Annotated in this window: 21 protein-coding genes, 1 tRNA gene and 1 pseudogene; 12 read left to right on the forward strand and 11 right to left on the reverse strand. The window is 65.7% G+C overall.

Going from position 1 to position 23,579, the window contains the following annotated elements; genetic code table 11:
• The first annotated feature begins 50 nt into the window (after positions 1-50).
• Positions 51-1,532 (forward strand): M48 family metalloprotease, encoded by a 1,482-nt coding sequence (locus H9Q09_RS12120; protein WP_187391276.1) that lies wholly within the window; start codon positions 51-53, stop codon positions 1,530-1,532.
• A gap of 89 nt (positions 1,533-1,621) precedes the next feature.
• Here the strand turns inward: H9Q09_RS12120 and H9Q09_RS12125 are convergent, their stop codons facing one another.
• The 3 genes from H9Q09_RS12125 to H9Q09_RS12135 all read right to left on the reverse strand — a co-directional run bounded on the left by H9Q09_RS12125 (position 1,622) and on the right by H9Q09_RS12135 (position 4,795).
• On the reverse strand, positions 1,622-2,491 hold the full coding sequence (locus H9Q09_RS12125) for an RNA polymerase factor sigma-32 (protein WP_009210780.1): 870 nt from the start codon (positions 2,489-2,491) through the stop codon (positions 1,622-1,624).
• A 352-nt stretch (positions 2,492-2,843) separates the two neighbouring features.
• The gene (locus H9Q09_RS12130) at positions 2,844-3,461 is read right to left on the reverse strand and encodes a CarD family transcriptional regulator (RefSeq protein WP_187391251.1); all 618 of its coding nucleotides are present in this window, start codon (positions 3,459-3,461) and stop codon (positions 2,844-2,846) included.
• A 428-nt stretch (positions 3,462-3,889) separates the two neighbouring features.
• Entirely contained in the window at positions 3,890-4,795 is a 906-nt protein-coding gene (locus H9Q09_RS12135; RefSeq protein WP_246716118.1) for a Crp/Fnr family transcriptional regulator, read from the reverse strand.
• 126 nt (positions 4,796-4,921) lie between these two features.
• On the opposite strand from H9Q09_RS12135, the gene H9Q09_RS12140 reads away from it, so the two are divergent.
• Positions 4,922-6,070: a diguanylate cyclase gene (locus H9Q09_RS12140; RefSeq protein ID WP_187391252.1), complete on the forward strand. Its 1,149-nt coding sequence runs from the start codon at positions 4,922-4,924 to the stop codon at positions 6,068-6,070.
• Positions 6,071-6,113: 43 nt separating this feature from the next.
• Here H9Q09_RS12140 and H9Q09_RS12145 read toward each other — a convergent pair whose 3' ends face one another.
• On the reverse strand, positions 6,114-7,283 hold the full coding sequence (locus H9Q09_RS12145) for a M20 aminoacylase family protein (protein ID WP_187391253.1): 1,170 nt from the start codon (positions 7,281-7,283) through the stop codon (positions 6,114-6,116).
• A 235-nt stretch (positions 7,284-7,518) separates the two neighbouring features.
• Here H9Q09_RS12145 and H9Q09_RS12150 point away from each other — a divergent pair, with 235 nt between their 5' ends.
• The 4 genes from H9Q09_RS12150 to H9Q09_RS12165 all read left to right on the forward strand — a co-directional run bounded on the left by H9Q09_RS12150 (position 7,519) and on the right by H9Q09_RS12165 (position 12,146).
• Positions 7,519-8,886, forward strand: a complete 1,368-nt coding sequence (locus tag H9Q09_RS12150; RefSeq protein WP_187391278.1) for a D-alanyl-D-alanine carboxypeptidase family protein — start codon at positions 7,519-7,521, stop codon at positions 8,884-8,886.
• Positions 8,883-10,052, forward strand: coding sequence for a GTP-binding protein (locus H9Q09_RS12155; protein ID WP_187391279.1), 1,170 nt, complete (start codon positions 8,883-8,885; stop codon positions 10,050-10,052). The genes H9Q09_RS12150 and H9Q09_RS12155 overlap by 4 nt, the downstream gene beginning before the upstream one ends.
• 136 nt (positions 10,053-10,188) lie before the next feature.
• Positions 10,189-10,740: a DUF924 family protein gene (locus H9Q09_RS12160; RefSeq protein WP_187391254.1), complete on the forward strand. Its 552-nt coding sequence runs from the start codon at positions 10,189-10,191 to the stop codon at positions 10,738-10,740.
• Positions 10,741-10,868: 128 nt separating this feature from the next.
• Positions 10,869-12,146 carry a GNAT family N-acetyltransferase gene (locus tag H9Q09_RS12165; RefSeq protein WP_187391255.1) on the forward strand — a complete coding sequence of 426 codons (1,278 nt, stop codon included), beginning with the start codon at positions 10,869-10,871 and terminating at the stop codon, positions 12,144-12,146.
• A 7-nt stretch (positions 12,147-12,153) separates the two neighbouring features.
• On the opposite strand, the gene H9Q09_RS12170 is transcribed toward H9Q09_RS12165, so the two are convergent.
• Positions 12,154-13,806, reverse strand: coding sequence for an AMP-binding protein (locus H9Q09_RS12170; protein WP_187391256.1), 1,653 nt, complete (start codon positions 13,804-13,806; stop codon positions 12,154-12,156).
• Positions 13,807-13,832: 26 nt separating this feature from the next.
• Positions 13,833-13,917: transfer RNA gene (locus H9Q09_RS12175), tRNA-Leu, on the reverse strand.
• A 154-nt stretch (positions 13,918-14,071) separates the two neighbouring features.
• Here H9Q09_RS12175 and H9Q09_RS12180 point away from each other — a divergent pair.
• From H9Q09_RS12180 to H9Q09_RS12190, 3 genes are read left to right on the forward strand one after another with little or no spacing between them, the layout of a single operon-like run.
• Entirely contained in the window at positions 14,072-14,653 is a 582-nt protein-coding gene (locus H9Q09_RS12180) for a YqaA family protein (protein ID WP_024349833.1), read from the forward strand.
• An 11-nt stretch (positions 14,654-14,664) separates the two neighbouring features.
• Positions 14,665-15,198: a disulfide bond formation protein B gene (locus H9Q09_RS12185; protein WP_187391257.1), complete on the forward strand. Its 534-nt coding sequence runs from the start codon at positions 14,665-14,667 to the stop codon at positions 15,196-15,198.
• Positions 15,199-15,244: 46 nt separating this feature from the next.
• Positions 15,245-16,150 carry an AEC family transporter gene (locus H9Q09_RS12190; RefSeq protein WP_187391258.1) on the forward strand — a complete coding sequence of 302 codons (906 nt, stop codon included), beginning with the start codon at positions 15,245-15,247 and terminating at the stop codon, positions 16,148-16,150.
• Here the strand turns inward: H9Q09_RS12190 and H9Q09_RS12195 are convergent.
• From H9Q09_RS12195 to H9Q09_RS12205, 3 genes are all read right to left on the reverse strand, one after another.
• Entirely contained in the window at positions 16,143-17,351 is a 1,209-nt protein-coding gene (locus H9Q09_RS12195; protein WP_210315328.1) for a DUF3095 domain-containing protein, read from the reverse strand. The genes H9Q09_RS12190 and H9Q09_RS12195 overlap by 8 nt on opposite strands.
• A 167-nt stretch (positions 17,352-17,518) precedes the next feature.
• Positions 17,519-18,079 (reverse strand): HNH endonuclease, encoded by a 561-nt coding sequence (locus tag H9Q09_RS12200; protein ID WP_009210766.1) that lies wholly within the window; start codon positions 18,077-18,079, stop codon positions 17,519-17,521.
• A 178-nt stretch (positions 18,080-18,257) separates the two neighbouring features.
• Positions 18,258-18,929: a DNA-3-methyladenine glycosylase gene (locus tag H9Q09_RS12205; protein ID WP_187391260.1), complete on the reverse strand. Its 672-nt coding sequence runs from the start codon at positions 18,927-18,929 to the stop codon at positions 18,258-18,260.
• 74 nt (positions 18,930-19,003) lie between these two features.
• Here H9Q09_RS12205 and gluQRS point away from each other — a divergent pair, with 74 nt between their 5' ends.
• The 3 genes from gluQRS (at position 19,004) to H9Q09_RS12220 (ending at position 21,329) form a co-directional block, all read left to right on the forward strand.
• Positions 19,004-19,936: a tRNA glutamyl-Q(34) synthetase GluQRS gene (gene gluQRS / locus H9Q09_RS12210; protein ID WP_187391261.1), complete on the forward strand. Its 933-nt coding sequence runs from the start codon at positions 19,004-19,006 to the stop codon at positions 19,934-19,936.
• Between the two features lie 166 nt (positions 19,937-20,102).
• Positions 20,103-20,993 carry a DMT family transporter gene (locus tag H9Q09_RS12215; RefSeq protein ID WP_348646302.1) on the forward strand — a complete coding sequence of 297 codons (891 nt, stop codon included), beginning with the start codon at positions 20,103-20,105 and terminating at the stop codon, positions 20,991-20,993.
• Positions 20,994-21,140: 147 nt separating this feature from the next.
• The gene (locus H9Q09_RS12220; RefSeq protein ID WP_024349839.1) at positions 21,141-21,329 is read left to right on the forward strand and encodes a twin transmembrane helix small protein; all 189 of its coding nucleotides are present in this window, start codon (positions 21,141-21,143) and stop codon (positions 21,327-21,329) included.
• Between the two features lie 650 nt (positions 21,330-21,979).
• Here the strand turns inward: H9Q09_RS12220 and H9Q09_RS12225 are convergent.
• Entirely contained in the window at positions 21,980-23,491 is a 1,512-nt protein-coding gene (locus H9Q09_RS12225; protein ID WP_187391263.1) for an AAA family ATPase, read from the reverse strand.
• Positions 23,475-23,579, reverse strand: a pseudogene (locus H9Q09_RS12230) (IS5/IS1182 family transposase); the annotation flags it as partial. The pseudogene H9Q09_RS12230 and the gene H9Q09_RS12225, both read right to left, overlap by 17 nt.

Raw genomic sequence — 23,579 nt, forward strand, 5'->3', positions numbered from 1 at the left:
CGATGGCAATGAACTCCGGTCCTGGTCGTGCGGGACGCCTTGTGCGCCGCATGATCGGCGGTGTCACGCTCGGCGCGTTGCTGGCGACCGGCGCCTGCACCACGATCGAAGCGGGGCTGGATGGCCTCTCGCCTGCCAGTAGCAGTGTGCAGGCAGGTTATGCCGCGACGCGTCGTCCGATCACCTTCGAGAACGTCCAGCGCAGCGATCCGCAATCGGTCATCGGACGCTCCCAGCACCCCAAGATCCTGGCGGCCTATGGCGGCGCCTATTCCGATCCCAAGCTGGAGCGCACGCTGGCCACCATCGTCGGCAAGCTGGCTGCCCAGACAGACGATCCGAACCGCGCCTACCGCATCACCATCCTGAATTCGCCCAACGTCAACGCCTTCGCGCTGCCGGGCGGCTACGTCTACATCACCCGTGGTCTCGTCGCCCTTGCCAACGACTCGGCCGAGGTTGCTGCGGTGATCGGCCACGAGATGGCGCATATCACGGCCAATCACGGCATCGAGCGTCAGCAGCGCGAGCAGGCCGCCGAGATCGCCAGCCGGGTTGTCAGCGAAGTTCTGGCGGGCGAGCCGGCAGGGCAGGTCGCCCTGGCGCGCGGCAAGCTGAGCCTTGCCCAGTTCTCGCGCCAGCAGGAACTGCAGGCCGACGTTCTCGGCATTCGCCATATCGCCAAGGCCGGTTTCGATCCGTTCGCCGCAGCACGCTTCCTGCAGGCGATGGATTCCTATGCCAAGATCCGTACGGCCTTCCAGGCCGGCGATCCCGAGCTGGACTTCCTCGCTTCGCATCCGTCGGCCCCGCAGCGTATCGATCTCGCCAACCGCCATGCGCGCGAATACGGCCAGCCGGGCACGGGCACGACCGATCGTGATCGCTATCTGGCGGGAATCGACGGCATGCTGTTCGGTGATTCCGCCGTCGAGGGCTATGTCCGCGAGCAGCGCTTCTATCACCCCGGTCTCGGCATCACCTTCGAAGTGCCGAAGGGCTTCGTCATCGACAACACCGCCGAGGCCGTGCTGGCGAGCGGCCCCAACGACACCGCGATCCGGTTTGACGGCGTTGCATTGCCCAAGACCACCGGCCTCGTCGACTACGTCAACAGTGGCTGGATCGGCGGTCTCGACCCGTCGAGCATCCGCGCCTTCAAGATCGGCAATCTCGATGCGGTGTCGGCCCGGGCCGAGGGCGGGGAGTATGTCTTCGACGTCACCGTGGTGCGGGTCGGCGGACAGGTCTATCGCTTCCTGACGGCCGTGCAGGCAAGTTCCGCCGGCACGGCGGCCGGGATCGCGGGGAAGGTCGCGAACTCATTCCGGCTTCTCTCGACGGCGGAGAAGGAGAGCCTGAAGCCGCTGCGTATCCGGATCGTCACTGCGTCGGCCGGCGACAGCACGGCATCGCTAGCCTCCCGCATGGTTGGAGTGGAGGGCAAGACGGCCATGTTCCGGCTGCTCAACGATCTCGATGCGAACGAGAGCGTGAAGCCCGGCACGCGGTACAAGATCGTGGCCGAGTAGCTGGTCGGCCACGAGGCGCCAGACTGTGATCCAACGAAAAAGGGGCGCCCGATCGGGAGCCCCTTTTTCGTTCGAGGTGATGCTGGCGATCAGCTCACATAGGCACTGCGGTCGGCGTTGGTCTCGAGCAGGGCGGCGCGCAGCTTTTCCAGCGCACGGGTCTCGATCTGGCGCACCCGCTCCTTGGAGATGCCGAGCTTGGTACCCAGCGCTTCCAGGGTGGCACCGTCGTCCTGCAGGCGGCGCTCGCGGATGATCTTCAACTCGCGCTCGGACAGTACGTCGAGGGCGCTGTGCAGCCAGGTGACGCGACGCTCGTCGTCGATCGACACGGAGACCATCTCGTCCGGCAGGGGCGAGTTCGACACGAGAAAATCCTGTCGGTCGGCGCTGCCGGATTCGTCCTCCATCAGGGGGGCGTTGAGAGAGGAATCGGGGCCGGACAGCCGCGAGTCCATAAGCGCCACGTCGCCCTCCGACACCTTCAGTGCCGTTGCAATTTCCTTGTACATGGCGCTGCCGGTGACACCGCCGTCGGCGCCCTGGCTGAGCCGTGCCCGCAGACGGCGCAGATTGAAGAAGAGAGCCTTCTGAGCCGAAGAGGTGCCGCCGCGAACAATCGACCAGTTGCGCAGGATGTAGTCCTGGATCGACGCCCGGATCCACCACGTCGCATAGGTGGAGAAGCGCACTTCCCGCTCCGGCTCGAACCGGGCCGCCGCCTCGAGAAGACCGACATGGCCTTCCTGGATGAGGTCGTTCATGGCGAGGCCGAAATGGCGGAACTTGGCGGCCATCGAGATGACGAGGCGCATATGGGCGGAGGTGATCTTGTGAAGGGCTTCCTGGTCGCGCTTTTCCTTCCAGCGCACCGCCAGTTCGTACTCTTCTTCGCGCTGCAGGTACGGGGCGGACATGGCCGCGCGGATCAGCGTACGGCGAGCGGACTGTGACTTCATCGGTTACCCTCCGGTCAAGCTTATGAGGCGCTGTGGCCTACCGAGCGAGGCTGCTTGCGGGTTCACGCGTCGGTGTTCATGAAACACGGACTGGCCGCAAACGTTCCCGGAGGGGAAAACTTTTTTGGCTTAGGTAGCGGGGGTGCCGTATTCGGCAAGGGAACCGGGCCTATGGCGACCGGCGCGCAAAATTGCGCAAAGGCGATCATGATCGCCGTGCGCTGAGCCTATGCCAGTTTGCGCGCAGAGGCAACGATGGCGCTCGGGGCCCTGCGCCACAAGAAAGGCCGGCGCACCTTGCGGTGGCCGGCCCGGCTTCGTCCGTGGACGATAGGTAGGTTCGAAGGTGGCCTCAGGCCGCCTTTTCCTGCTCGTCGGTCTCTCCGCTGGCAGCGGCCGGTGCATCGGCCTCGCCTTCGGCTTCCGCTTCTTCCTCGCCCTTGGCGACGCGCTTCGGACCCTTGTTGAGGTTGAGCTCGATCAGCTGCACGGCCTCGGTCTCGGAGACCTCGTTGACGGCCGCGAGTTCGCGGGCCATGCGGCCGAGCGCGGCTTCGTAGAGCTGGCGTTCGGAATAGGACTGCTCGGGCTGGCTGTCGGCGCGATAGAGGTCGCGGACCACTTCGGCGATCTGGATCAGGTCGCCCGAATTGATCTTGGCATCGTATTCCTGGGCGCGGCGGCTCCACATGGTCTTCTTCACGCGGGCGCGGCCCTGCACGACCTTCAGCGAACGCTCGACGAAGTCCGTTTCAGAGAGTTTGCGCATGCCGACGGCTTCGGCCTTGGCGACCGGGACCTTCAAGCGCATCTTGTCTTTCTCGAAGTCGATGACGAAGAGCTCGAGCTTCATGCCCGCTACTTCCTGCTCCTCGATCGCTACGATCTGGCCGACGCCATGAGCCGGATAGACGATGCTCTCTCCGGTCTTGAAACCCTGGCGGTTGGAAGCCTTCTTCTGACTGCTCATACGCTTTTTTAAACTCCCTGTTGTGCCTGGCCGCGGCAGCCGCTAGACACGGGTGGCGGCGCAGGCGCCGCCGTTTGCTTGGGGCCCGGTGGTACTTGCCGGACCGCAGTCGATCGGTGTAATCGCCTCCCGTGTTCCCGCATGAGCGCCGCATGGACCGAGCGGTCGCAAGCGGACGGACATTCTTCTCGGTAGGGGAAGCATCCTTTTCGGACAGGCCCGAGAGCGCTGGACGGCGTCAAGAGCTGGCCATGAGGCCGACTGTGTGACGACCCTACACCAATCTGACGAAAAATTCAAGGTTTCTGCCACTTAGGCGGTCGTTCGTCGCGGCGCAGCATCCACGCGGCGCGATTCGCGCCCTGCCACCTCGCGCGGGTTTCCATCCGCCTGTACGCAACTCGGCGGTTGACGAAGCGGTGCGGCCTTCAGTTCCCCTTCTGCGAACCCGGCACCATGTGCACCTCCTGACGAAAGTGCAGGTACTGCGGATCGAAGTCGCCGACATGGGCGAAGGCGGACCAGTCCTTGATCGTCATGCGGGAACGCTCCCGCTCGATCAGGTTCTCGGCCTTGAATTCCTGCAGCACCCGGTTCACCGTCACGACGGTGAGGCCAAGCGCATCGGCCAGTTCGTGCTGGGTCAGCGGCAGATGATAGACGAGGTCCGGCGCAAGCTGCACCGCCCGCAGCCGTACCGCGAGTTCGCAGAGAAGATGCGCGGTGCGGCTCTTGCCGGACAGGCGGCCGAGCCCGACGATCCATTCACGGAAGATCGCGCCGTCGATCAGCGTTTCAAGCCACAGGGCGGCGGCGACATTGGGGCGCTCTCGGCAGAGGTTCCAGACGGCCTTGTGAGACACGAACCCCACGCGCGATGGGGTGGTGGCTGCAAAACTGTGGTCCATCCGGCGGATATGCAGGCTGTGCAGATCCGGAATATCACCTGGGACGTTGAAGGCGATGATCTGCCGGCGGCCATCGCGAATGTTGCGATAGCGATAGGTGAAGCCTTCGATGAGGATACAGCAATGGGAGACCGTCTCGCCCTCGCTGACGATATCCGTGTCGGCAGCGACGTCACGAACGGCGATGGGCAGGGCCGACAGCGCTGCGCGGTCCTCGTCGGTCAACTCCGCGATCATGTCGAGGCGGGTGATCAGCTTTCGATGGGCGTCAGTCGCCAATGCACATCCTTCCATTCCGTCGAGAGTGAAGACGATGGCATTCCGTGCCACAGTCCCATTCTGCTTGACCGACACCTTCGGCATGACAGGCAAATGGTTTGCCTGCAAGACACGCCGCCCGCTGCCTGGGATGGTTGCATCATGCAATGGTGATGACGTGCGATCTACCCGTCTGGAGTAGGCAAATTGTTGCCCGGATACCGGACATTAACCGTTTCGAACAAAATTGCCGGCATAGTCGAACGAGTTCAATGATCCGATTGACCGAGCGCTGTGGCCCATCTTGACCTCATCCTAGTGCTGCTGAACGGGCTTGGCCTGATGGCGCTGATCGCTCTGGCGTTCGGTACCATCGAGCGCCTGATGTCGGACCCGGCGCTGAAGCGGTGGCTGCATGCGCCTGTGTTCGCGATGGGCACCGTCGCTTCGATGCTCTCTCCGGCGCATCTCGCCGACGGCATCATCGTCGATACGCGCTGCGTCATCGTCGCCTTGGCAGGAGCGTTCGTCGGCTGGCCCGCGGCGCTGGTGGCAGGTCTCGCCGGCGCGATCTACCGGATGGGGCTAGGCGGTGCCGGTGCGCCCGTCGGCGTCGCCACGATCGTGCTGGCCGCCGGCGTTGGGCTGATCTGGGGCCAACTGTACCGGCACGGCCAGACCGCGCGGCGTCGTCATCTCGTCGTGCTCGGCCTGTTCGTATCGGCTCATATCGGGCTGTTCGTCCTGCTGCCGTTGCCGGATCCGCTGGGTTTCACCCTGAACTTGATTCCCTTCGTGGTGCCGACCTATGTCGCGGGCGTCTTCGTGATGGGGTCGATGATGCAGCGGGAGACCCGCATGATGCGGCGCGAACAGAGCCTCGAGGTGGATGCCTTCACCGATGCCCTGACCGGCCTGGCGAACCGTCGGGCATACGACGCGCTGATCGCGGAGGAACTGGCACAAGGACGCGGCGCCGATATCGGCGTGTCGCTGCTCGTCGTGGATTTCGATCATTTCAAGCAGGTCAACGATACTTACGGACACGAGACCGGCGACGAGGCGTTGAAGGCCGTCAGCCGCATCCTGCGGGCCTGCGTACGCGAAGGCGACTATGTCTGCCGCCATGGCGGCGAGGAATTCACCGTGATCCTGCCGCAGACCGGACTGCCGCAAGGCCGGCGCACGGCCGAGCGCATCCGGCACGCCATCGAGACGGCATCGCTGATCGCCGGCGACCAGAACCTGTCGCTGACGGTCAGCATCGGCGTTGCCGGAGCGCCGCAGCATGGCGACGATCCGAACACGCTGTATCGTTGCGCCGATGCGGCGCTCTACGAAGCCAAGAGCGCAGGCCGCGACCAGGTGGTTGTGTATGGGCGCCCCCAACTGCGCGAGATCGTGTCGCTCGACGAGAGAGAGGACCTGGCGCTCGCCAGCTGACGCATTCTCCTGCCGATAACGGCCTGAAGAAAGGCGGCGCCCCTTAGCTTCGGGCGAGGGCGGCCTCGGCGAGGCGCTGCCAGTAGCTGGCGCCGAAGACGAGAGCGTCGTCGGCGAAGTCATAGCTGGCGTTGTGCAGGCTGGCGCTGTCACCATTGCCGATGAAAACGTAGGCTCCGGGACATTTCTCCAGCATGTAGGAAAAATCCTCGCCGGCCATCAACGGCGGCGCCGCTGCATCCACCGCATCGGCCCCGGCGATGTCGGCGGCGATCCCGGCGCAGAACTCGGCCTCCGCCGGGTCGTTGATGGTGATCGGGTAATTGCGATCGTAGTCGACCCGCACATGCGCGCCATGGGCGGTGGCGATCCCCTGCGCGATCTCGCGGATCCGGGCTTCGGCCAGTTCCCGCAGTTCGAGCGACAGGGCCCGTACCGTTCCCGACACGACGGCCTCGTCCGGGATCACATTGTGGGCGAAGCCGGCATGGAACTGGGTGACGGAGACGACCAAGGACTGCAGCGGATCGGCATTGCGCGCGACGATCGCCTGCAGCCCCTGAACGATGGCCGCGCCCACCATGATCGGATCGACCGTGCGATGGGGCAGAGCGGCATGGCCGCCGCGCCCCTCGACGGTGATCGCGAATTCGTCCGTCGAGGCCATGATCGGGCCGCCCCGCATGCCGAACCGGCCGACCGGCATGCCCGGCAGATTGTGCATACCGTAGACGCGGCTGAGCGGCAGCCGCTCGAACAGCCCGTCATCGATCATTGCCTTGGCCCCGGCGCCGCCTTCCTCTGCAGGCTGGAAGATCAGCGCCACGGTTCCGTCGAAGGCGCGTGTCTCGCAAAGGCTGCGGCCGGCGGCGAGCAGCATCGTCGTATGGCCGTCATGGCCGCAGGCATGCATCATGCCGGGCACCTTGGACGCGTAGGCGACGCCTGTCTCCTCGGTGATCTGCAGCGCGTCCATGTCGGCACGAAGGCCGATCATCGGCCCGCCCGCACCGCTTCGGCCATGCACCAGACCCACGACACCCGTCCGGCCCATTCCGGTGATCACCTCGTCGCAGCCGAAGTCGCGCAGCTTGCCGGCAACGAACGCCGCGGTCTCGTGGACCTCGTAGAGCAGTTCGGGACGCTGGTGCAGGTGCTGGCGCCAGCCGGCGATCTCCGGTTGGGCATCCGCGATTCGGTTGTTGACAGGCATGGGCGACTTTCCGACTCTCTGGTTCGGACCTACAAGGGAATGTGAGGTCGATGCGTCAACCCGGCATTGCCATGCTTGGGACACAGCCCAAGGTTAGGCGCCCGTCTGCTTATCGGATCGACGAAAAACGGCAGCCTGACCGCAATCAATGAAGGAATCCAGCGTGAAGACGCGCGCGTCCCGACCATTTCCCGTTTTTCCCCTCGTTTGCCTTCTGGCGCTTGTTCTCGCTGTCGTGCCCCTGGCCGGCGGGGCCGCGCTGGCCCAGGCAGCGAAGGTCGACGCAGCCGCGACGGATACGGCGCCGCCGATGGCCTCGATCGTCGTGGACGTGGCGACGGGCAAGGTCCTGTCGCAGCAGCATGCGTCCGAACGGCGCTATCCGGCTTCGACAACGAAGCTGATGACGGCCTATCTGGCCCTGAAGGCGCTTCGCGAATCCCGGCTGTCGCTCGACTCGCCGGTGATCGTCACGCGCCGCTCCGCTGCTGAAGCTCCCAGCAAGATGGGGTTCAAGCCGGGCTCGGTGATCCGTCTGGACTTCGCTCTGCGGATGATGCTCGTGAAGTCGGCCAACGACATTGCCTATGCCATCGGCGAGACGGTCGGTGGATCGATGGAAGAGTTCGTCACGATGATGAACGATGCCGCCGCGCAACTCGGCATGCAGGACACCCGTTTCATCAACGCCAATGGCCTGCCGGGGGAAGGGCAACACACCTCCGCCAAGGATCTCGCCATTCTGGGCGTTGCGATCCGCCGCGAATTTCCGGCTTTCGCCGATTATTTCGGTACGGAGGCGATCTCCAACGGCACGGCGATCCTGAACAACGGCAACAAGTTGCTCGGTCGCTTCGAGGGCGCCGATGGCATGAAGACTGGTTACATCTGTGCCTCGGGCTTCAACCTCGTGTCGTCCGCGACCCGCAACGGCCGCACGCTCGTGGCCGTGGTGATCGGCGCGAACGGTACCATTCCACGCGAACGGCTGTCGGCCGAAATCCTCGAGGCGGGCTTTGCAACCGATCCCGCCTCCGTCGACATCCGGGTGGACGAGTTGCCGGTTGCATCCAGCACCGAGCCGCTGGATGTCTCCGATTACATCTGCTCGGCAGAAGGTCGTACGGCGCGGGCCAACGAGCGCGTGGAGGAACGCGACCGCGAGGAAACCTTCGGCTCGCCCTACCTGCGTGATCTCGACCGCTCGCCGGTGGTCTTCCGGGTCAGCCTCGGTGGCGCCGCCGGCAACGCGATCGCAGAACCCGGCATCTCGATCATCTCCGCCTATGGCATTCCGCTGCCGACCCCACGCCCCGACTATACGCCGGCGCCGGCCGCCGAAGTCGATGCGACGCCGCAAGTGCCGGCACCGACCGATGCGCCCGTGCCGGCGGCACCCTCCGGGGAGGCAGTCGAGACGGAGGAAAAGGAAGTGGTCGTCGAAGCCACCGGCTCGGGGGATGTCGACGGGCCGAGCACGGATCTGGGGATCGATCGAGACGGCAAGACCTCACGGCTCGCCATCCGGCGCGACGACGCTGGCGATTTGCGCAAGGCGACGACGGCGCCGGTGCCAAGCGCCGCAGAACGGCCGGCAAACTGACCCGGGCCCCGATCCGACTCACCGTCCTGACCGGCTTCCTCGGTTCCGGCAAGACGACGCTGCTCAACCGCCTGCTTTCCGAGCCGGCGGTCACGAACACGGCCGTCGTGGTCAACGAATTCGGCGAGGCGGGCATCGACCAGCTTCTGATCGAGACCGCGTCCAGCGATGGTGTGATCGAACTGTCGGACGGTTGCCTGTGCTGCAGCGTGCGCGGCGAACTCGTCGAGACTCTCATCGAACTGGCGGAGCGCCCCCGGTCCGGCGGCGAGCCGCCTCTCGAACGGGTGGTCGTCGAGACGACGGGGCTTGCGGACCCGGCACCGATTCTGGCGTCGCTGATGACGCAGCCGGCGCTCCTTGAGGCTTACGTCCTCGATGGCGTGATCGCAGTCGTGGATTGCCTTGCCGGGAGCCGCAATCTTGCCGAGCGCAGCGAAGCACGCCGGCAGGTCGCCATTGCCGACCGCGTCGTCGTTGCCAAGGCCGACCTTGCCGACCAGGGTGCGCGTTCCGCGCTCGATGAAGCCGTGCGGCGCCTAAATTCCGGAGCCGGGCTTATCGAGGCCGGCGATGGCCTGCCCCTGGCCGACCGGCTCTTGCATTGCGGCCTCTACGATCCGGCCACCGGCGTGGTGGATGCCCGGCGCTGGCTGGGGCTCGCAGATGATGCCGGGGCCCGGTCGGAGGCAGCGAATTGCGACGGCGCGCACGCGGACCATGCACACCACGCAGGGCATCGTCACCATGGCCCAGGCCACGAACATGCGGGCGACAGCCACCACCATGGCAGTGTCCGGTCGTTTTCGCTGGTCGAAGCAAACCCGGTCGCATGGGAAGCGGTCGAGGCGTTTCTCGACCTGCTGCGCGCCACGCAGGGCGAGCATATCCTTCGGATGAAGGCGATCGTCCATCTGCGCGAAGCCCCGGATCGCCCCGTCGTCCTGCATGGTGTTCGCGAGTACCAGCATCCCCCGGCGCAACTTGCCGCCTGGCCGCGAGGGACCCGCCGCGAGACGCGCATCGTGCTCATCGGTGACGCGTTGCCCGAGACTTATGTCCGCGATCTCTTCGCCGCCTTCACCGGCGGCGCGCGCATCGACGCGCCCGATCGCACGGCATTGGAAGACAACCCCCTGGCTGTGCCGGGCTACAGCTTTCCCTGAGCGGCTTGGTCACCGGTCACCTTGCTGCGGGGGCGGCTGTGCAGGGAAGCCAAACCGGTTCGATCTTCTTTCGGAGTGGCCGCGATCCTATCTGGTGGCCGTGCCTGAAACTCCGTCCCCGCGATAAAGGTCCGACATGAGCGAGTATGCGATCGATCCCCAGATCATCGTCGATTTCTGGCGAGACGCCGGACCTGAGCGTTGGTTCGCCAAGAGCGATGCCTTCGATGCGACGATCCGGCAGCGTTTCGGCGACATCTACGAGCAGGCGGCAGCCGGCGACCGCGATGCCTGGATCGAAGAGCCGACCGGGGCTTTGGCGCTTGTCATTCTGCTGGACCAGTTTCCGCGCAACATCTTCCGCAATTCGCCGCGGGCCTTCGCCACCGATGCCAAGGCGCTGGCGATCGCCCGAACGGCGCTTGCCCGCGGCGACGACCGGATCGTGGGAGAGGATCTGAACGCCTTCCTCGCGATGCCGCTGATGCATTCGGAGAATCTCGCGGATCAGGAAGCCTGCGTGGTGTGGATGGAAACCATCGGCGGGGCGGGCAACCGCAAGGCCGCTGCCGAGCATCGCGACATCATCGCGCGTTTCGGCCGATTTCCGCACCGAAATGCCATCTTGGGGCGCCAATCCACCCCCGAAGAGCTCGAGTTTCTTGCCTCAGGGGGATTTTCCGGCTGATTCCGGGTGAAGTCCGTACTTTTTTAAAGTCCTCGGCATATGCCTTGTTAAGCCCCTCCCGCTACTTTGTAGCCGACTACGCATGATGCGTGGCCAGCGGATTAGGCAGGGGCTGCTGAAGGTGACCCATGGTAGCCAAACCCTCGATGAGTGATCTCATCGGCGGACTCCCGCCGATGGCCTCGGTCGTGCCGCTGCACGAGGGCCCGGTGAATGCGACCCCCGAACTCGATCTGACGGTTCCGTTCGGCCGAGTCTCGCGCCATTTGTCGATCTATGCACCGAATGCGGTTTTCGGCCTGATCAACGAACTGGCCCATCTGTCGCGGCGCGCGATCGAGCCCAACGTGTTCTTCGACCCGCAGTTTCTCGCACCGGCCATGCCGCGTCTCGACGACCGCAAGGTGCGTCTCATGGTCGTGCGCGACGAGAAGGGCAGCCGCAGCCGGCTTCGCCTGCTGATGCCTTTCTCGGTCGAGCGGTCGGCCTTCATTGGTGGCGTCGCGACGATCCGCGCCTGGACGCATCCCTTCGGCCCGCTGGGTACGCTGCCGGTGGACGGCGACGATCCTGCCGGCACGCTGTCGAATTTCCTGTCCACCCTGACCGCCCCCGAACTCGGCCTGCCCGACGTGCTCGTCATTCCGGACGTGCGCATCGACGGACCAATGGCGACGACACTGCTCGCCGCCGCTGCGAAAGCGGGCCTGCCGACGGCCGTCGCCAACCGCGTGTCCCGCGCAGCGCTGGTCAAGAGCGCCGATACCGTTCGGCCAAGCCCGCTGTCCGGACGCCGCCGCCGGGAACTGGCCCGCCAGACCCGTCATCTGTCGGCAACCGGCCCGGTGTCGCTGGAGACCGCCCGGCAACCCGACGACGTGCGGCTGGCGCTGGAGGATTTCTTCTCGCTCGAGGCAAGCGGATGGAAGGGCCGCGCGCGGACCGCGCTGATCATCGACCGCTACCGGTCCGCCTTCGCCCGCGAGGCGATCAACGCGCTCGCACAGGACGACCGGGTCAGGATCTATACGTTGAAGACAGGCAGTCGCCCCGTGGCGAGCCTCGTCGTGCTCGTCGATCGCGGACAGGCCTACACCTGGAAGACCGCTTATGACGAGGCTTTTGCCGCTACGTCTCCGGGCCAGCAGATCGTCGCCGCCGCGACGCGGGCATTGCTCGCCGATCCCGCCGTCGAGCGTGCCGATTCCTGCACTGTCCCCGACCATTTCGTGATGAACCGCTTCTGGCCCGATCGCATTGCGGTGGGCACGATCGTCGTTGGCTTGACCCCGGAGACCGGGGCGCGCGTCGACAAGGTTGCCCGGGGGCTGGCCTCCATGCGCCGCTCGCGCAATCTCGCGCGCATCATGCGCCAGCGCGTGCAGGGGATGCTGTCCTTCCGCTGACCGGCCTTCAGGCTGCGCTCGCCTTCGCCGCGTCCTGCGCCTCGCGCGCGGCACGATCGCGGAATTCGCGCCGCACGATCTTGCCACTTGTCGTCAGCGGCATGGCCTCGACGAAGGCGATTTCGCGCGGATATTCGTGCGCCGACAGACGCTCGCGCACATGGAGCTGGATTGCGCGGGCAAGATCCTCGCCGGGCGCGTGGCCGGCAGCGGGGACAATGTAGGCCTTCACGATCTCGGTGCGCAGCGGATCTGGCTTGCCCACGACGGCCGCCATGTGGACGGCCGGATGGGCGAGCAGGCAATTCTCCACCTCTCCCGGTCCGATCCGGTAGCCGGCAGAGGTGATGATGTCATCGTCGCGCCCGACGAATTCGACATAGCCGTCCGCGTCCATTTGTCCCTGATCGCCGGTCAGGAGCCAGTCGCCGCGAAATTTGTCGCTTGTCGCCTTGGGGTTCCGCCAGTAGCCGAGAAACATGACCGGGTCGGGCGCGGCGATCGCGATCGTGCCGGTGGCGCCGCGTGGCACTTCCTGGCCGTCGGCATCGACGATCGCCACCTTGTGGCCGGGCACCGGCTTGCCAATGGCCCCGGCGCGGGAGACGCCGAAGGCGGCCGCCGATCCCAGCACCATGTTGCACTCGGTCTGGCCGTAAAATTCATTGACGGTGACACCGAGGACATCCCGCGCCCAGGCGAATGTGTCGGCGGGCAGCGTCTCGCCGGCCGAGCCGACCGTGCGCAAATCGAGCCCGGCGAGCGCCTCAGCATTTGCCGCGCCCTTCATCATCCGCAGCGCCGTCGCCGGCAGAAACGCGTTGCGCACCTTCTGCCGGGCCATCAGCGCGAAGGCCGCGGCCGGGTCGAAGCGTTCGCGCGAATAGACGACCGGTACGCCGAGCATCAGCGACGGGAGCAGTGCGTTGAGGAGGCCGCCGGCCCAGGCCCAGTCGGCGGGCGTCCACATGCGGTCGCCGGCCTGCGGCATGTTCTCATGGTGAAAGCGCATGCCCGGCAGATGGCCGAGAAGCACCCGGTGCCCGTGCAAGGCGCCCTTCGGGGAGCCGGTTGTGCCGGAGGTGAAGATGATCATCGCCGGATCGTCCGGTGTGGTCTCGGCGATCGGTACCGCACCCGCCGCTGCGCGCTCGAGATCGCCGAGTTCGGGCAGGTCGCCTCGCGCGGCCCCGACGGTGACGATATCGGTGAGATCGGGCAGGGCCCCGGTGATCTCCTCCAGGACCGGCAGGCCGTTCGCGTCGATCACCACCAGCTTCGCGCTGCTGGCACGCAGCCGGAACTCCAGCGCCTCGGGTCCGAAACGCAGCGCCAGCGGCACGGCGATGGCGCCGAGGCGGTAGACGGCCAGATGGACGATCACCGTCTCGAAGCTCTGCGGCAGGACGATCGCCACCCGGTCGCCGCGCGTCATACCGCGCGCTGCGAAGGCCGCAGCCAGCCGCGACGAGCGCCGCGCCAACTCGCCATAGTCCATCGTCGCCGCCGGCTCGGCACCGCGATCCTCGATCAGGCAGACCCGATCCGGCGTGTCGCGGGCCCAGGCATCGGCACAGGCCTCGGCGATGTTGAACCTGGCCGGCAAGTCCCAGTGGAACCCGGAATACAGGAGGTCGTAGGGGGTGTCGGTGGTCGTCATGGCGTTCCGAGACTGTGCCGGAACATTGGTGCCCCTGGCCGGGATCGAACCAGCACTCCTTGCGGAACGCGATTTTGAGTCGCGCGCGTCTACCAATTCCGCCACAGGGGCGAACGGTTCAGATCCGTTCGTTGGCGGACTATAGCCGCGGCGCCCTTCGGGTCAATGGTCCGCGCATCGGCTTTCGCTGTCCGTTGCGTTCGCCTGCCGATCGTCCTATGCGGGCGAAAGGGCCAGCCCCGTTTTGCTTCCACGGACATCCGCCATGCTCCGCCGCCTCTATGACTGGGTCATGTCGCTTGCCGCGACCCGCCATGCCGAGCGCGGCCTGGCCGCCGTCTCCTTCATCGAAAGCTCCGTTTTCCCGATCCCCCCGGATGCGCTGCTGATTCCGATGGTCATCGCCCGGCCACGCAGCTGGGTGCGGATCGGGCTCATCTGCACCGTCGCGTCGGTGCTGGGCGCGTTTCTCGGCTATGCCATCGGCGCCCTGTTCTTCGACCTGATCGGCCAGCCCATTCTGGAGATCTATGGCAAGGCCGACGCCTTCGCCGAACTCAGCGCCCGCTACAACGCCTGGGGCGGCTGGGCCGTGCTCTTCGCCGCGCTGACGCCGTTTCCCTACAAGGTGCTGACCATCTTCTCCGGCGTTACCGGGCTGAACCTCGTCACCTTCACGATCGTCTCGATTGTCGGTCGCGGCCTCCGCTTCTTCTTCGTGGCCTGGCTGTTGCAGCGCTTCGGCGCTCCGATCCAGGGCTTCATCGAGAAGAATCTCGGGCTTCTCTTCACTCTCTTCATGATCCTCCTGTTCGGTGGCTTCGTCGCCGTTCGCTATATGATGTAACGGATGATGGCATGGCACTGACTGACCGCTTCCAGCGCCCGACCGGCTTTCGACAGACGCTGGCCTCCGGCTTCCTCCTCGCCGGGACCGCGATCACGGTCGGCACGGCGCTGCTGTTCCAGTATGTCGGCGGCTACATTCCCTGCGCGCTGTGCCTGCAGCAGCGCATTCCCTACTACGTGGCGATCCCGCTGGCGCTGATCGCCTTCGTGGCGGCTGCGGGCCGCGCACCGGCGCTCCTGACCCGGCTGCTTCTCCTGGTGATCGGCGTGATCATGCTGGTGTCGCTGTATCTCGGCGTCTTCCATGCCGGTGTCGAATGGGGCTACTGGCCCGGCCCGACGGACTGCGCTCAGGTTGGCGGCGGTGATCTGGGCGGCGGGGACCTCCTGTCGGCGATCGACGCCATCCGGCCGCCCTCCTGCGACGAAGCGGCGGGACGCTTCCTCGGCCTGTCCTTTGCCGGCTGGAACGCCATTGCTTCGGCCCTCTTTGCCGCCGTTGCGATGCGCAGCGCGGTTGCCAAGGCCGATCGCTTCGCCTGAAGCATCCGCCGGGCCTGGCGGACCGGCGCTCCCCTGAAAGCGAAGCATGTCGACGCTATTCCTCACCCTGTGGCCGCTCTTTGCCCTGATCCTGGCGGGGCTGGGCTTCCGCCGCTCCGGCTTTCCGGGCGAGGGCTTCTGGCCGGCCGCCGAGAAGCTGAACTACTTCGTGCTGTTTCCGGCACTGCTGTTTTCCAGTCTCGCCAACGCACCCCTGGCCGATCCGTCGATCCTCAAGCTGGCCGGAGCGATCTTCGCGGTGCTGGCCGCTGCGTCGCTGGTCATGCTCGCCTTGCGCCGGGTCTTCGCCTGGCCCGCCGCGCGCTACGGGCCGATCGTGCAGGGCATTACCCGGTTCAATACCTATCTCGGCCTCGCCATGGTCGCGAGCCTCCATGGTCCCGACGGGCTGGCCCGTGCTGCGGTCATCCTCGCGGTCATGGTGCCGACGGTGAACGTCCTCTCGGTGATTGCGCTGACGTCCGAACGCCATACCAGTGCGCGCGAACTGGTCATGCCGGTCCTCCGCAATCCGCTGATCCTCGCCTGTCTCGCCGGCGCGGTCGTGGCGTCGCTCGGGCTGGGCATGCCCTTCGGTATCGATCGACTGCTCGGGCTCATGGCTGCGGCCAGCCTGCCGCTCGGTCTGCTTTGCGTGGGGGCTGCGCTCAAGTTGAAGGCCGCGCGGGCCGAGACGACCATCCTGACCGCCAACAGTCTGGCCCGACTGATCGCCATGCCGCTGCTCGCCTTCGCCGTCGCCCGGCTGATGGCGCTGCCGCCCCTCGACGGCGCACTCCTGGTGATCTTCTTTGCCCTGCCGACCGCGCCGACGTCCTACGTGCTGACGACCCAGCTGAAGGGCGACGCGACACTGATGGCGGGACTGGTCACGTTGCAGACACTGCTGGCCGCCGCCAGCCTGCCGCTGGTCCTGGCCCTGCTCATCTGACCGGGTCCGCCGTGCCGCCGGCCATGTCGGCCGCGGCCATTGCCGCCGCATAACCGCCTGCCGCACCGTCGACGAAATGGACGTGGTCGCTGCGGCTTGCGGAGGGGACGAAGCAGGTCATCAGCGCTGCGGACTGACGGTGCGTTCCGGTCTGCGCAAGCCCTGCCGCGCGGGCATCACGCAGCCGCGCCTCGATCCGGTCGGCCACCGCGGCGGTGCAGTCGAGAGTCATGCGCAAGCCGTCGTCGAACTTGCGGAAATCGCTGTTGCGCGCCAGTTCCGAGCGGTATCGCGCCGGATCGAAGGCGCCGACCCGTGTGCCGGTCACGAAGCTGAGATGCGACAGCAACGTGCGGATGCCAACGGAGAGGCGGGAGGCCCAGAGCGGTAGCCCGGTCATTGCCTTTCGGACCTCCGCCTCGATGGGCAGCCCCGCTGGTGGCCAGTGCAGTTCCGGCCCCTCCGGTGGGACGGGATTGCCGTCATGGCCCCCTTCCACGCCGAGTTGCAGAATGTCGCGGGCAAGAGCCGCGAAGGCGTCGGGGGACGCCTCCGGTCTCGGCAACAGAACCACCGACAGGATGAGGTCGCGGCGCGCCGGAATCTCGGAGAAGCGGCAGGACAGGCCGGCCAGATCCGGACGAGCCGTCGCCCCGTCTTCCGGTTCGATCCGGAATGCCCCGGCCTTCATCCGTCGCTCGGCCCAGGCAAGGCCACCGCCGGCGAACATCGCATAGGACACGTCGGGCGAGGGGGCGAAGCGGGCGATCTGCACGTCATGGCCGTTGTCGCGGATGGTCGCGACCGGCACCATCGCCACCCGCAAGGACAGGCCAAAGGCGCTCTGCGCCCAGCCCGCGACGGATGCGAGCGCGGCCCTGCCGATCTCGGCCTGTGCGGCAGGCAGGGCGAAGCCGGCACCGTCGCCGCCGAAGACGAAGGGAAATTCGCGGCCGTGAAGACCGTTCGCCACCGCCGCGATCACAGCCGCCGCGACCGTGTTTACGCGCTTGTAGCCGCCCGAGCTGACGGCGTCGGTCGAGCGGACGATATCGGCGACGCCGACGACCCAGTCTGCGGGGAGCGGGCGATAGGCGCTGGCATCGCCGAGGCCGAGAATGCTGCTGGAAACGGGAAGGGACTCGTAGAAGCCAAGGTCGGTGGACGCTGTGCCGCCGTCATCTGGTCCCGTCGCGTCCATTCCGATTCCTTGCTGGTCCCCCATGGGCTTCCGCCCGTCAGGCAATCATCTAGGGTGCGGTGGCCAGAGCCGTCCACGACCGCGCGTGCAAAACCGCGTGACGGGATGTGCGCGAACGACCTGAGCAGTGGCCGTGCGTCGGCAGCGCGCCGCCGCCGGCGATCGGCCTATTCGGGATCGAGCTCGGAATCCCAGTAGAGATAGTCGAGCCAGCTCTCGTGCAGGAAATTCGGAGGGAACAACCGGCCATTGTTGTGCAGGTCGTGAACGCTCGGCTGGAAGGGGGTCTGGTGGGGGAACATCCGGGCGGCTTTCGGCATCAGGCCGCCCTTTTTCAGATTACAGGGCGAACAGGCCGCCACGACGTTTTCCCAGGTGGTCAGGCCGCCGCGCGAACGCGGAATGACGTGGTCGAAGGTGAGTTCGTGGGGCGAGCCGCAATACTGGCACTGGAAGCGGTCGCGCAGGAACACGTTGAAGCGGGTGAAGGCTGGATACCGCGCCGGCTTGATGTAGGTTTTGAGGCAGACGACCGAGGGCAGGCGCATCGAATAGGTCGGGCTGTGCACCGCGCGATCGTATTCGGCGAGGATGGTCACCCGGTCGAGAAACACCGCCTTCACCGCGTCCTGCCAGGACCAGAGGGACAGAGGATAATAGCTGAGCGGCCGGAAGTCGGCGTTCAGAACGAGGGTTGGGGATAAGTCCTGAGTAACCGCGATCGTCACAGGTAGTCTTCCTACCTCCCATCGAGAAAAACCAAGCTGGTGCGAGTATCGTGCGCCATCGTGTCGGGTTTGTGAAGCCTCGTCACGCAGGGGATGGCGGCGCCGTCCGGCCGGCATTGCAGCTCCTTGCCGGCGGACGCGACGGAAGATCTGTGGATAAATGCCGCAGCGCGTTACGTCAGCTGGCGGGCGCCGCCTCGCGCCGGGTGATCGCCGCGTAATAGGCCCAGAACAGCCGCGCTGCGACCGAGCGCCACGGCGCCCAGGGCAGGGCGAGCTCGGCCGATTGCCGGGCGGTCGGGCGTGTCTCGTGTCCGAAGGCGTCGGCGAGGGCGACCTGCAGCGCGAGGTCGCCCGAGGGGAAGATGTCGGGATGGCCGGCGCAGAAGAGGAGGTAGCATTCGGCCGTCCAGGGGCCGATGCCGCTCACCGCCACCAGCTCGGCGATCGCGGCGGCGGCCGGCGCCGTGTCCAGCCGGGTGAAGTCGAGGGCGCCGCCATGCACGGCTTCGGCGACGGCCCGCATCGTCCGCTGCTTGGGCCGCGACAGGCCGGCGTGGCGGTACGCCGCGTCGTCGGCCGCCAGGAAGGCCTGCGGATCGGCGATGTCGAACGCGCTCTCCAGCCGGGCGAAGATCGCCTCGGCGCTGGCGCGGGACACCTGCTGGGCGACGATGATGCGGGCAAGGCCCGGCAGGCCGCCGGGATTGCGGCGCAGCGGCAGCGGCCCGGCGACCGCGGCAATGGCGCCGAGCCGCGGATCCCCGCGCAGCAGCGCGGCCAGCCCCGCCGCGACATCGGCGTCGCTGCGAATGATCCCTGCCTTGCCTGGCACATCCTGCGGCCGCATGGTTTCGCCCGTCCGTCATGGTGCTTGCCAAAAGCGACCGTAGAAGTCGCGCCAGACGAGAGGAAGCCGATTCGATGCAGACCGCGCCAGCCGTTTTCCGTTTTGCCCCGAGCCCGAATGGCGAGCTGCATCTCGGCCATGCCTATTCGGTGCTGGTCAATCACCAGATGGCGCGGGAAGCGGGCGGTGAGTTCCTGCTGCGCATCGAGGATATCGACCAGGCCCGCTGCACCCGCGAATACGAACGCCAGATCGCGGACGACCTCGCCTTTCTCGGCGTCGACTGGGACGTGGCCCCGCGCCGCCAGTCGGAGCATTTTGCCGACTATGCCGCCGCGCTGGAAGCGCTGGCCGATGCCGAGCTGATCTATCCGGGCTTCATGTCGCGCGGCGAGATCCGGGCCTTTGCCCAGCGCTACGAAGACGACGAAGCCACGCCCTGGCCGCGCGATCCGGACGGGGCGCCGCTCTATCCGGCGCTCGACCGCGACCTGTCGAGCCGCCAGCGTGAGCGGAAAATGCGCGACGGCGAGCGATTTGCCTGGCGGCTGGACACGACCAAGGCGGTCGCCGGCCTCGGCACGCTGACCTTCGCGGAAACCGGCCTTGCACCTGAAGCGGGTGGCGGCGAGGTTGTGGCGCAGCCGCTGGAATGGGGCGACGTGGTGCTCGGCCGCATGGAGACGCCGACGAGCTATCACCTGTCGGTGGTGGTCGACGACGCGGTGCAGGGCGTGACCCATGTGGTGCGCGGCCGCGACCTGTTCCCGGCGACCAGCATCCACCGCCTCTTGCAGGCGCTGCTCGGCCTGCCGGTGCCGCGCTACCACCATCACGAGCTGATCCTGGGGCCGGACGGCCGCAAGCTGTCGAAAAGCGCCGGCGACACGGCGATCCGCGCCTTGCGCGAGGCCGGGCTCGGCGCCGAGGACATTCGCCGCATGGTGGGCCTGCCGGCCGCGCCGCCGGCCCATGACGTCGGCCGGTCGGCCAGACGCTCCGGCTAGTCGATCCGCGCGCGCCGACCCGCGGACATCCCGGCGCGTCGGCGGCGCCCGCGCGCCAAGGCAGGCCACGCGATTTCGTCATCCCGCCTGACGGTTCCGCCTTTCGGCGCAGCCGTGGCCCTGCTAACCAGTGGCCGATCCCCATGACAAGAAGGCCGACCCGCCCGTGCAAAGGCTGCTTCCATTCTTTCCGGTCGTCTTCGTCCTGCTCTGGTCGACCGGCTTCATCGGCGCGCGCTATGCGATGCCCTATGCCGAGCCCTTCACCTTTCTGAGCCTGCGCTATGCGCTGGCGCTGGCGATCCTCGGCACGCTGGTGGTCGCCATGCGGGCGCCCTGGCCGGGCCGCTGGCCGGCCATGCACGCGATGATCGCCGGCAGCCTGATCCACGGCGTCTATCTCGGCGGCGTGTTCTTCGCCGTCCGCCATGGCCTCAACGCCGGCATCGCGGCGCTGATCGTCGGGCTGCAGCCGATCCTGACGACGATCCTGGCCGCCAGCTTCCTCGGCGAACGGGTCCGGCCGCGCCACATCATGGGCCTCGGCCTCGGCCTTGTCGGCGTTGCGCTGGTGATCCTGCCCAAGCTCGACGGCGACGGCGCCTATGGCCTCATGACGCTCGGCCCGGTGTTCCTGTCGGCGATCGCCATCTCGGTCGGCTCGGTCTGGCAGAAGCGCTTCGTCGGCGGGGTGGACCTTCGCACCGGCACGGCCCTGCAATATCTCGGCGCCTTCGTGCCGACGCTGATCCTTGCCATGACCGTCGAGACCATGGACGTCACATGGTCGGGCGAACTGGTCTTCGCGCTGGCCTGGCTGACCATCGTCCTGTCGATCGGCGCGGTGTTCCTGCTGCTCTTCCTGATCCGCGAGGGCGCGGTCTCCTCGGTCGCCTCGCTGATGTACCTGGTGCCGGGCGTCACGGCGGTGACGGCCTGGCTCCTGTTCGGCGAGACGCTGACGGCGATCCAGCTCGCCGGGCTGGTGCTGGCCGGGGTCGGCGTCGCCGCCGCCACGCGCGGCGGGCGGGCGCGGGCGATCTCCAAGAGCGTCTGAGGCGCCCGAGACGCCCGCACAAACCGCTCCGGCCCAACCTGCCCGGAGGCTGCGACCGATCGCCGGGGCCGCCGCCCTTCGCCTCGGCGGGCGGCATGCCTATATGAGACCCGCACACCCGCAAACCGAACCGCCACAAGGGCCGGCATGTCCGACTTCCTCACCTATATCGCCCTGGCCGTCATGATCGCGACGGCCGGCGTCCTGATCGCCGGCCTGTTCAACATGATGAAGGGCGGCGACGGCAATCGCTCGCAACGGCTGATGCGCGCCCGCGTCATGCTGCAGGGCGTCGCCGTGATCCTCATCGTCGGCGTGCTGCTGCTCGCCCGCTAGCCGCTTCGCCCCATCGCCAGGCAGGAATTCCCGGTCGGGCGCGCTCGCCCCGGCCGGTGCCGCCCCAGGCTTGGCGAGTGCGCCCATGCGGCCGCGGCCTCGCGCCCGGACGGGCCGAAGGGATGGAGCAGGCAACGGGACGCCGGAGGCGAACCCCTCGACGGTTTAATGTCATGCGGTTCGCCTCCGGCATCCCGCGCGGCGTCTTGAGCAACCCTTCGGCACGGGACCCGCAAGGGCCATCCGTGGCTGCCGGCTCTTCACGCCCGAAGGCGCTCAAGCGGACCGTTCCGCAGCCCCCTCGTAATGGGGGACGGTCCGGCGGTGCGAAGGGCCGTCCGGGCCGGGGCTCCTCCGGAAGAAGCCCCGTCGCGGACGCCGCCCGCCGGCCCCCGAACGATCCCGGTGATCATTCGCGCCCGTTCCGTGGGCCAGCGGTCAGGGCAGTATGGGGGAGGGGCGAAGGGTGGGGATAAGTTTGGGGGCGTGGACCAAAGCAGAATGTTCGCTTTCCGTGCTGAACTGAGTATGCACGCCATTTAGCGGCCGTTTAGAAAATGTGCGGCCTGTAGGCGATCCATCTCAAGTCGCACCGCCCGATCTCGAAACGAACGCATTTCACACTGTAGTGAAGTCTCCCGGCTTAGTAGCTAAGATTTCTTCGCCCTCACATGACCCTTTAAAACTTTGAAAATGGCCGCTGACTTGATGGAGAAATGTTCGCCGAGGTCAGCGATACTATCGCTCGCCAGCGACTCCTGAAAAAAACGCTTGATCTGCGATTTGGTAAGATTGCCTTGATAATTCGTGATGCCACAGATGATTTCGGCCGCTTCGCGGTCTACCAGATCCTCGATTTCTGTTATATCAGTCTGAATATCAGTGAGGGTGAGAATGCGCGACACGGGAATTCCGTACTCCAAAGCGTATCTGTCGCGTTCGGACTTGCCTTGCTTGTCGCCATCGAGAAGGAAGAGAAAGTTTAGGTTCCAGCCGACATTCATTGCAGCCAACGCTCCGAATGTTCCTGCACCCATACCTGGCATCAGGGGAAGTTCAGGTACCTTAAGAAGTTTCGCAGCATACCTCAGTATGTAGTAATCTGAGCGCCCCTCCAAGACAATTGCAGACTTCCTTATGTCGAAACGGGATGGGACAACTTCGAGCCTGTCTAGGATTGGCTGGAAATAGCTTGTTTTGCTCGGATTCTTGTTGACGAATGAGCGATAAGAATTCACTTGAATATCCAGCGACTCGTCGTCGAGCGATACCCCGTCAAGGACGGATTCGCTCGGCGTGTCAGCCCGATTCGTCACGATGTAGGTTTGCTCTAACCATTTGGGTTCAATCATGTAATGGCTGTGCGTCGTGTACGCTAAAGAGTGTTCTCCCTTCGCAATCTCGGGGAAGCAGTCGATTAGCTTTTGCTGGGCTGCTGCATGTAGATTAGATGCGGGTTCGTCAAACAGGAACAACAGCGGTCGCGTTATTGATCTAGCTACGCGAAATTGTGTAAACAGCATAAATGCGAAAAACCATCGGAAGCCGAGAGAACGGTCATTCACGGCAAAGCGGCGGGTTCCATCTCGCACCTTGAACTGAATGTAGATGTCGTGCTCTTGAGTTTTTGTTACCGTACCTTTGTTATCTTCCGTTTGTCCCTCGTCCAATCCAAACGTGATCACCACCTCTTTGCCCTTAGCATCTTCACCGAAGATTTTGTTCCAGCGGCCGAAGACTGTCGAAGTGACGGTTGAGCTTGCCCGGTCCATGACATGCTGTATTTTCTCGCCATCATCAAGACCAGCCCAACTCGCCAGAAAATCTACCCATGTGGTAATTAGATCCTCGCGACGTAAGCGCCTGACGATATCCTTCTCTATAGTGTAGCCTTTCCCATCGTAATCTAAAATGTCCTGGAATACGGTTTTATAAAACTCGTCGAGCGACTTTCCGCGGCCAGTGAGGTAAATACGTTCTGGAAAATCGAAAACAAAGGTCGGAAAATAAGAGATGTCGGGAGTATGTCTGTAGATTAGATACTTGAGGGCATGCTCTTCGGATGCGCTAGGATTTCGCCATTTTCGCTGGGATTTTCCGCGCACCCAAAATGCGGTACGAAGACTAAGAGTCCGTCCGGAAAGGTCATGATGCGCGGCCAAGGCGGCGAATGAGGATCATGACCGAGGCGGCATAGAGGAAGGCGGTGGCAGAGGCGATCGTGGCCTCCGGGTCTTTCCAGAGCCGGCG

It is taken from the genome of Aurantimonas sp. DM33-3 (genome assembly GCF_014334315.1).
GTDB classification, from domain to species: domain Bacteria; phylum Pseudomonadota; class Alphaproteobacteria; order Rhizobiales; family Rhizobiaceae; genus Aurantimonas; species Aurantimonas coralicida.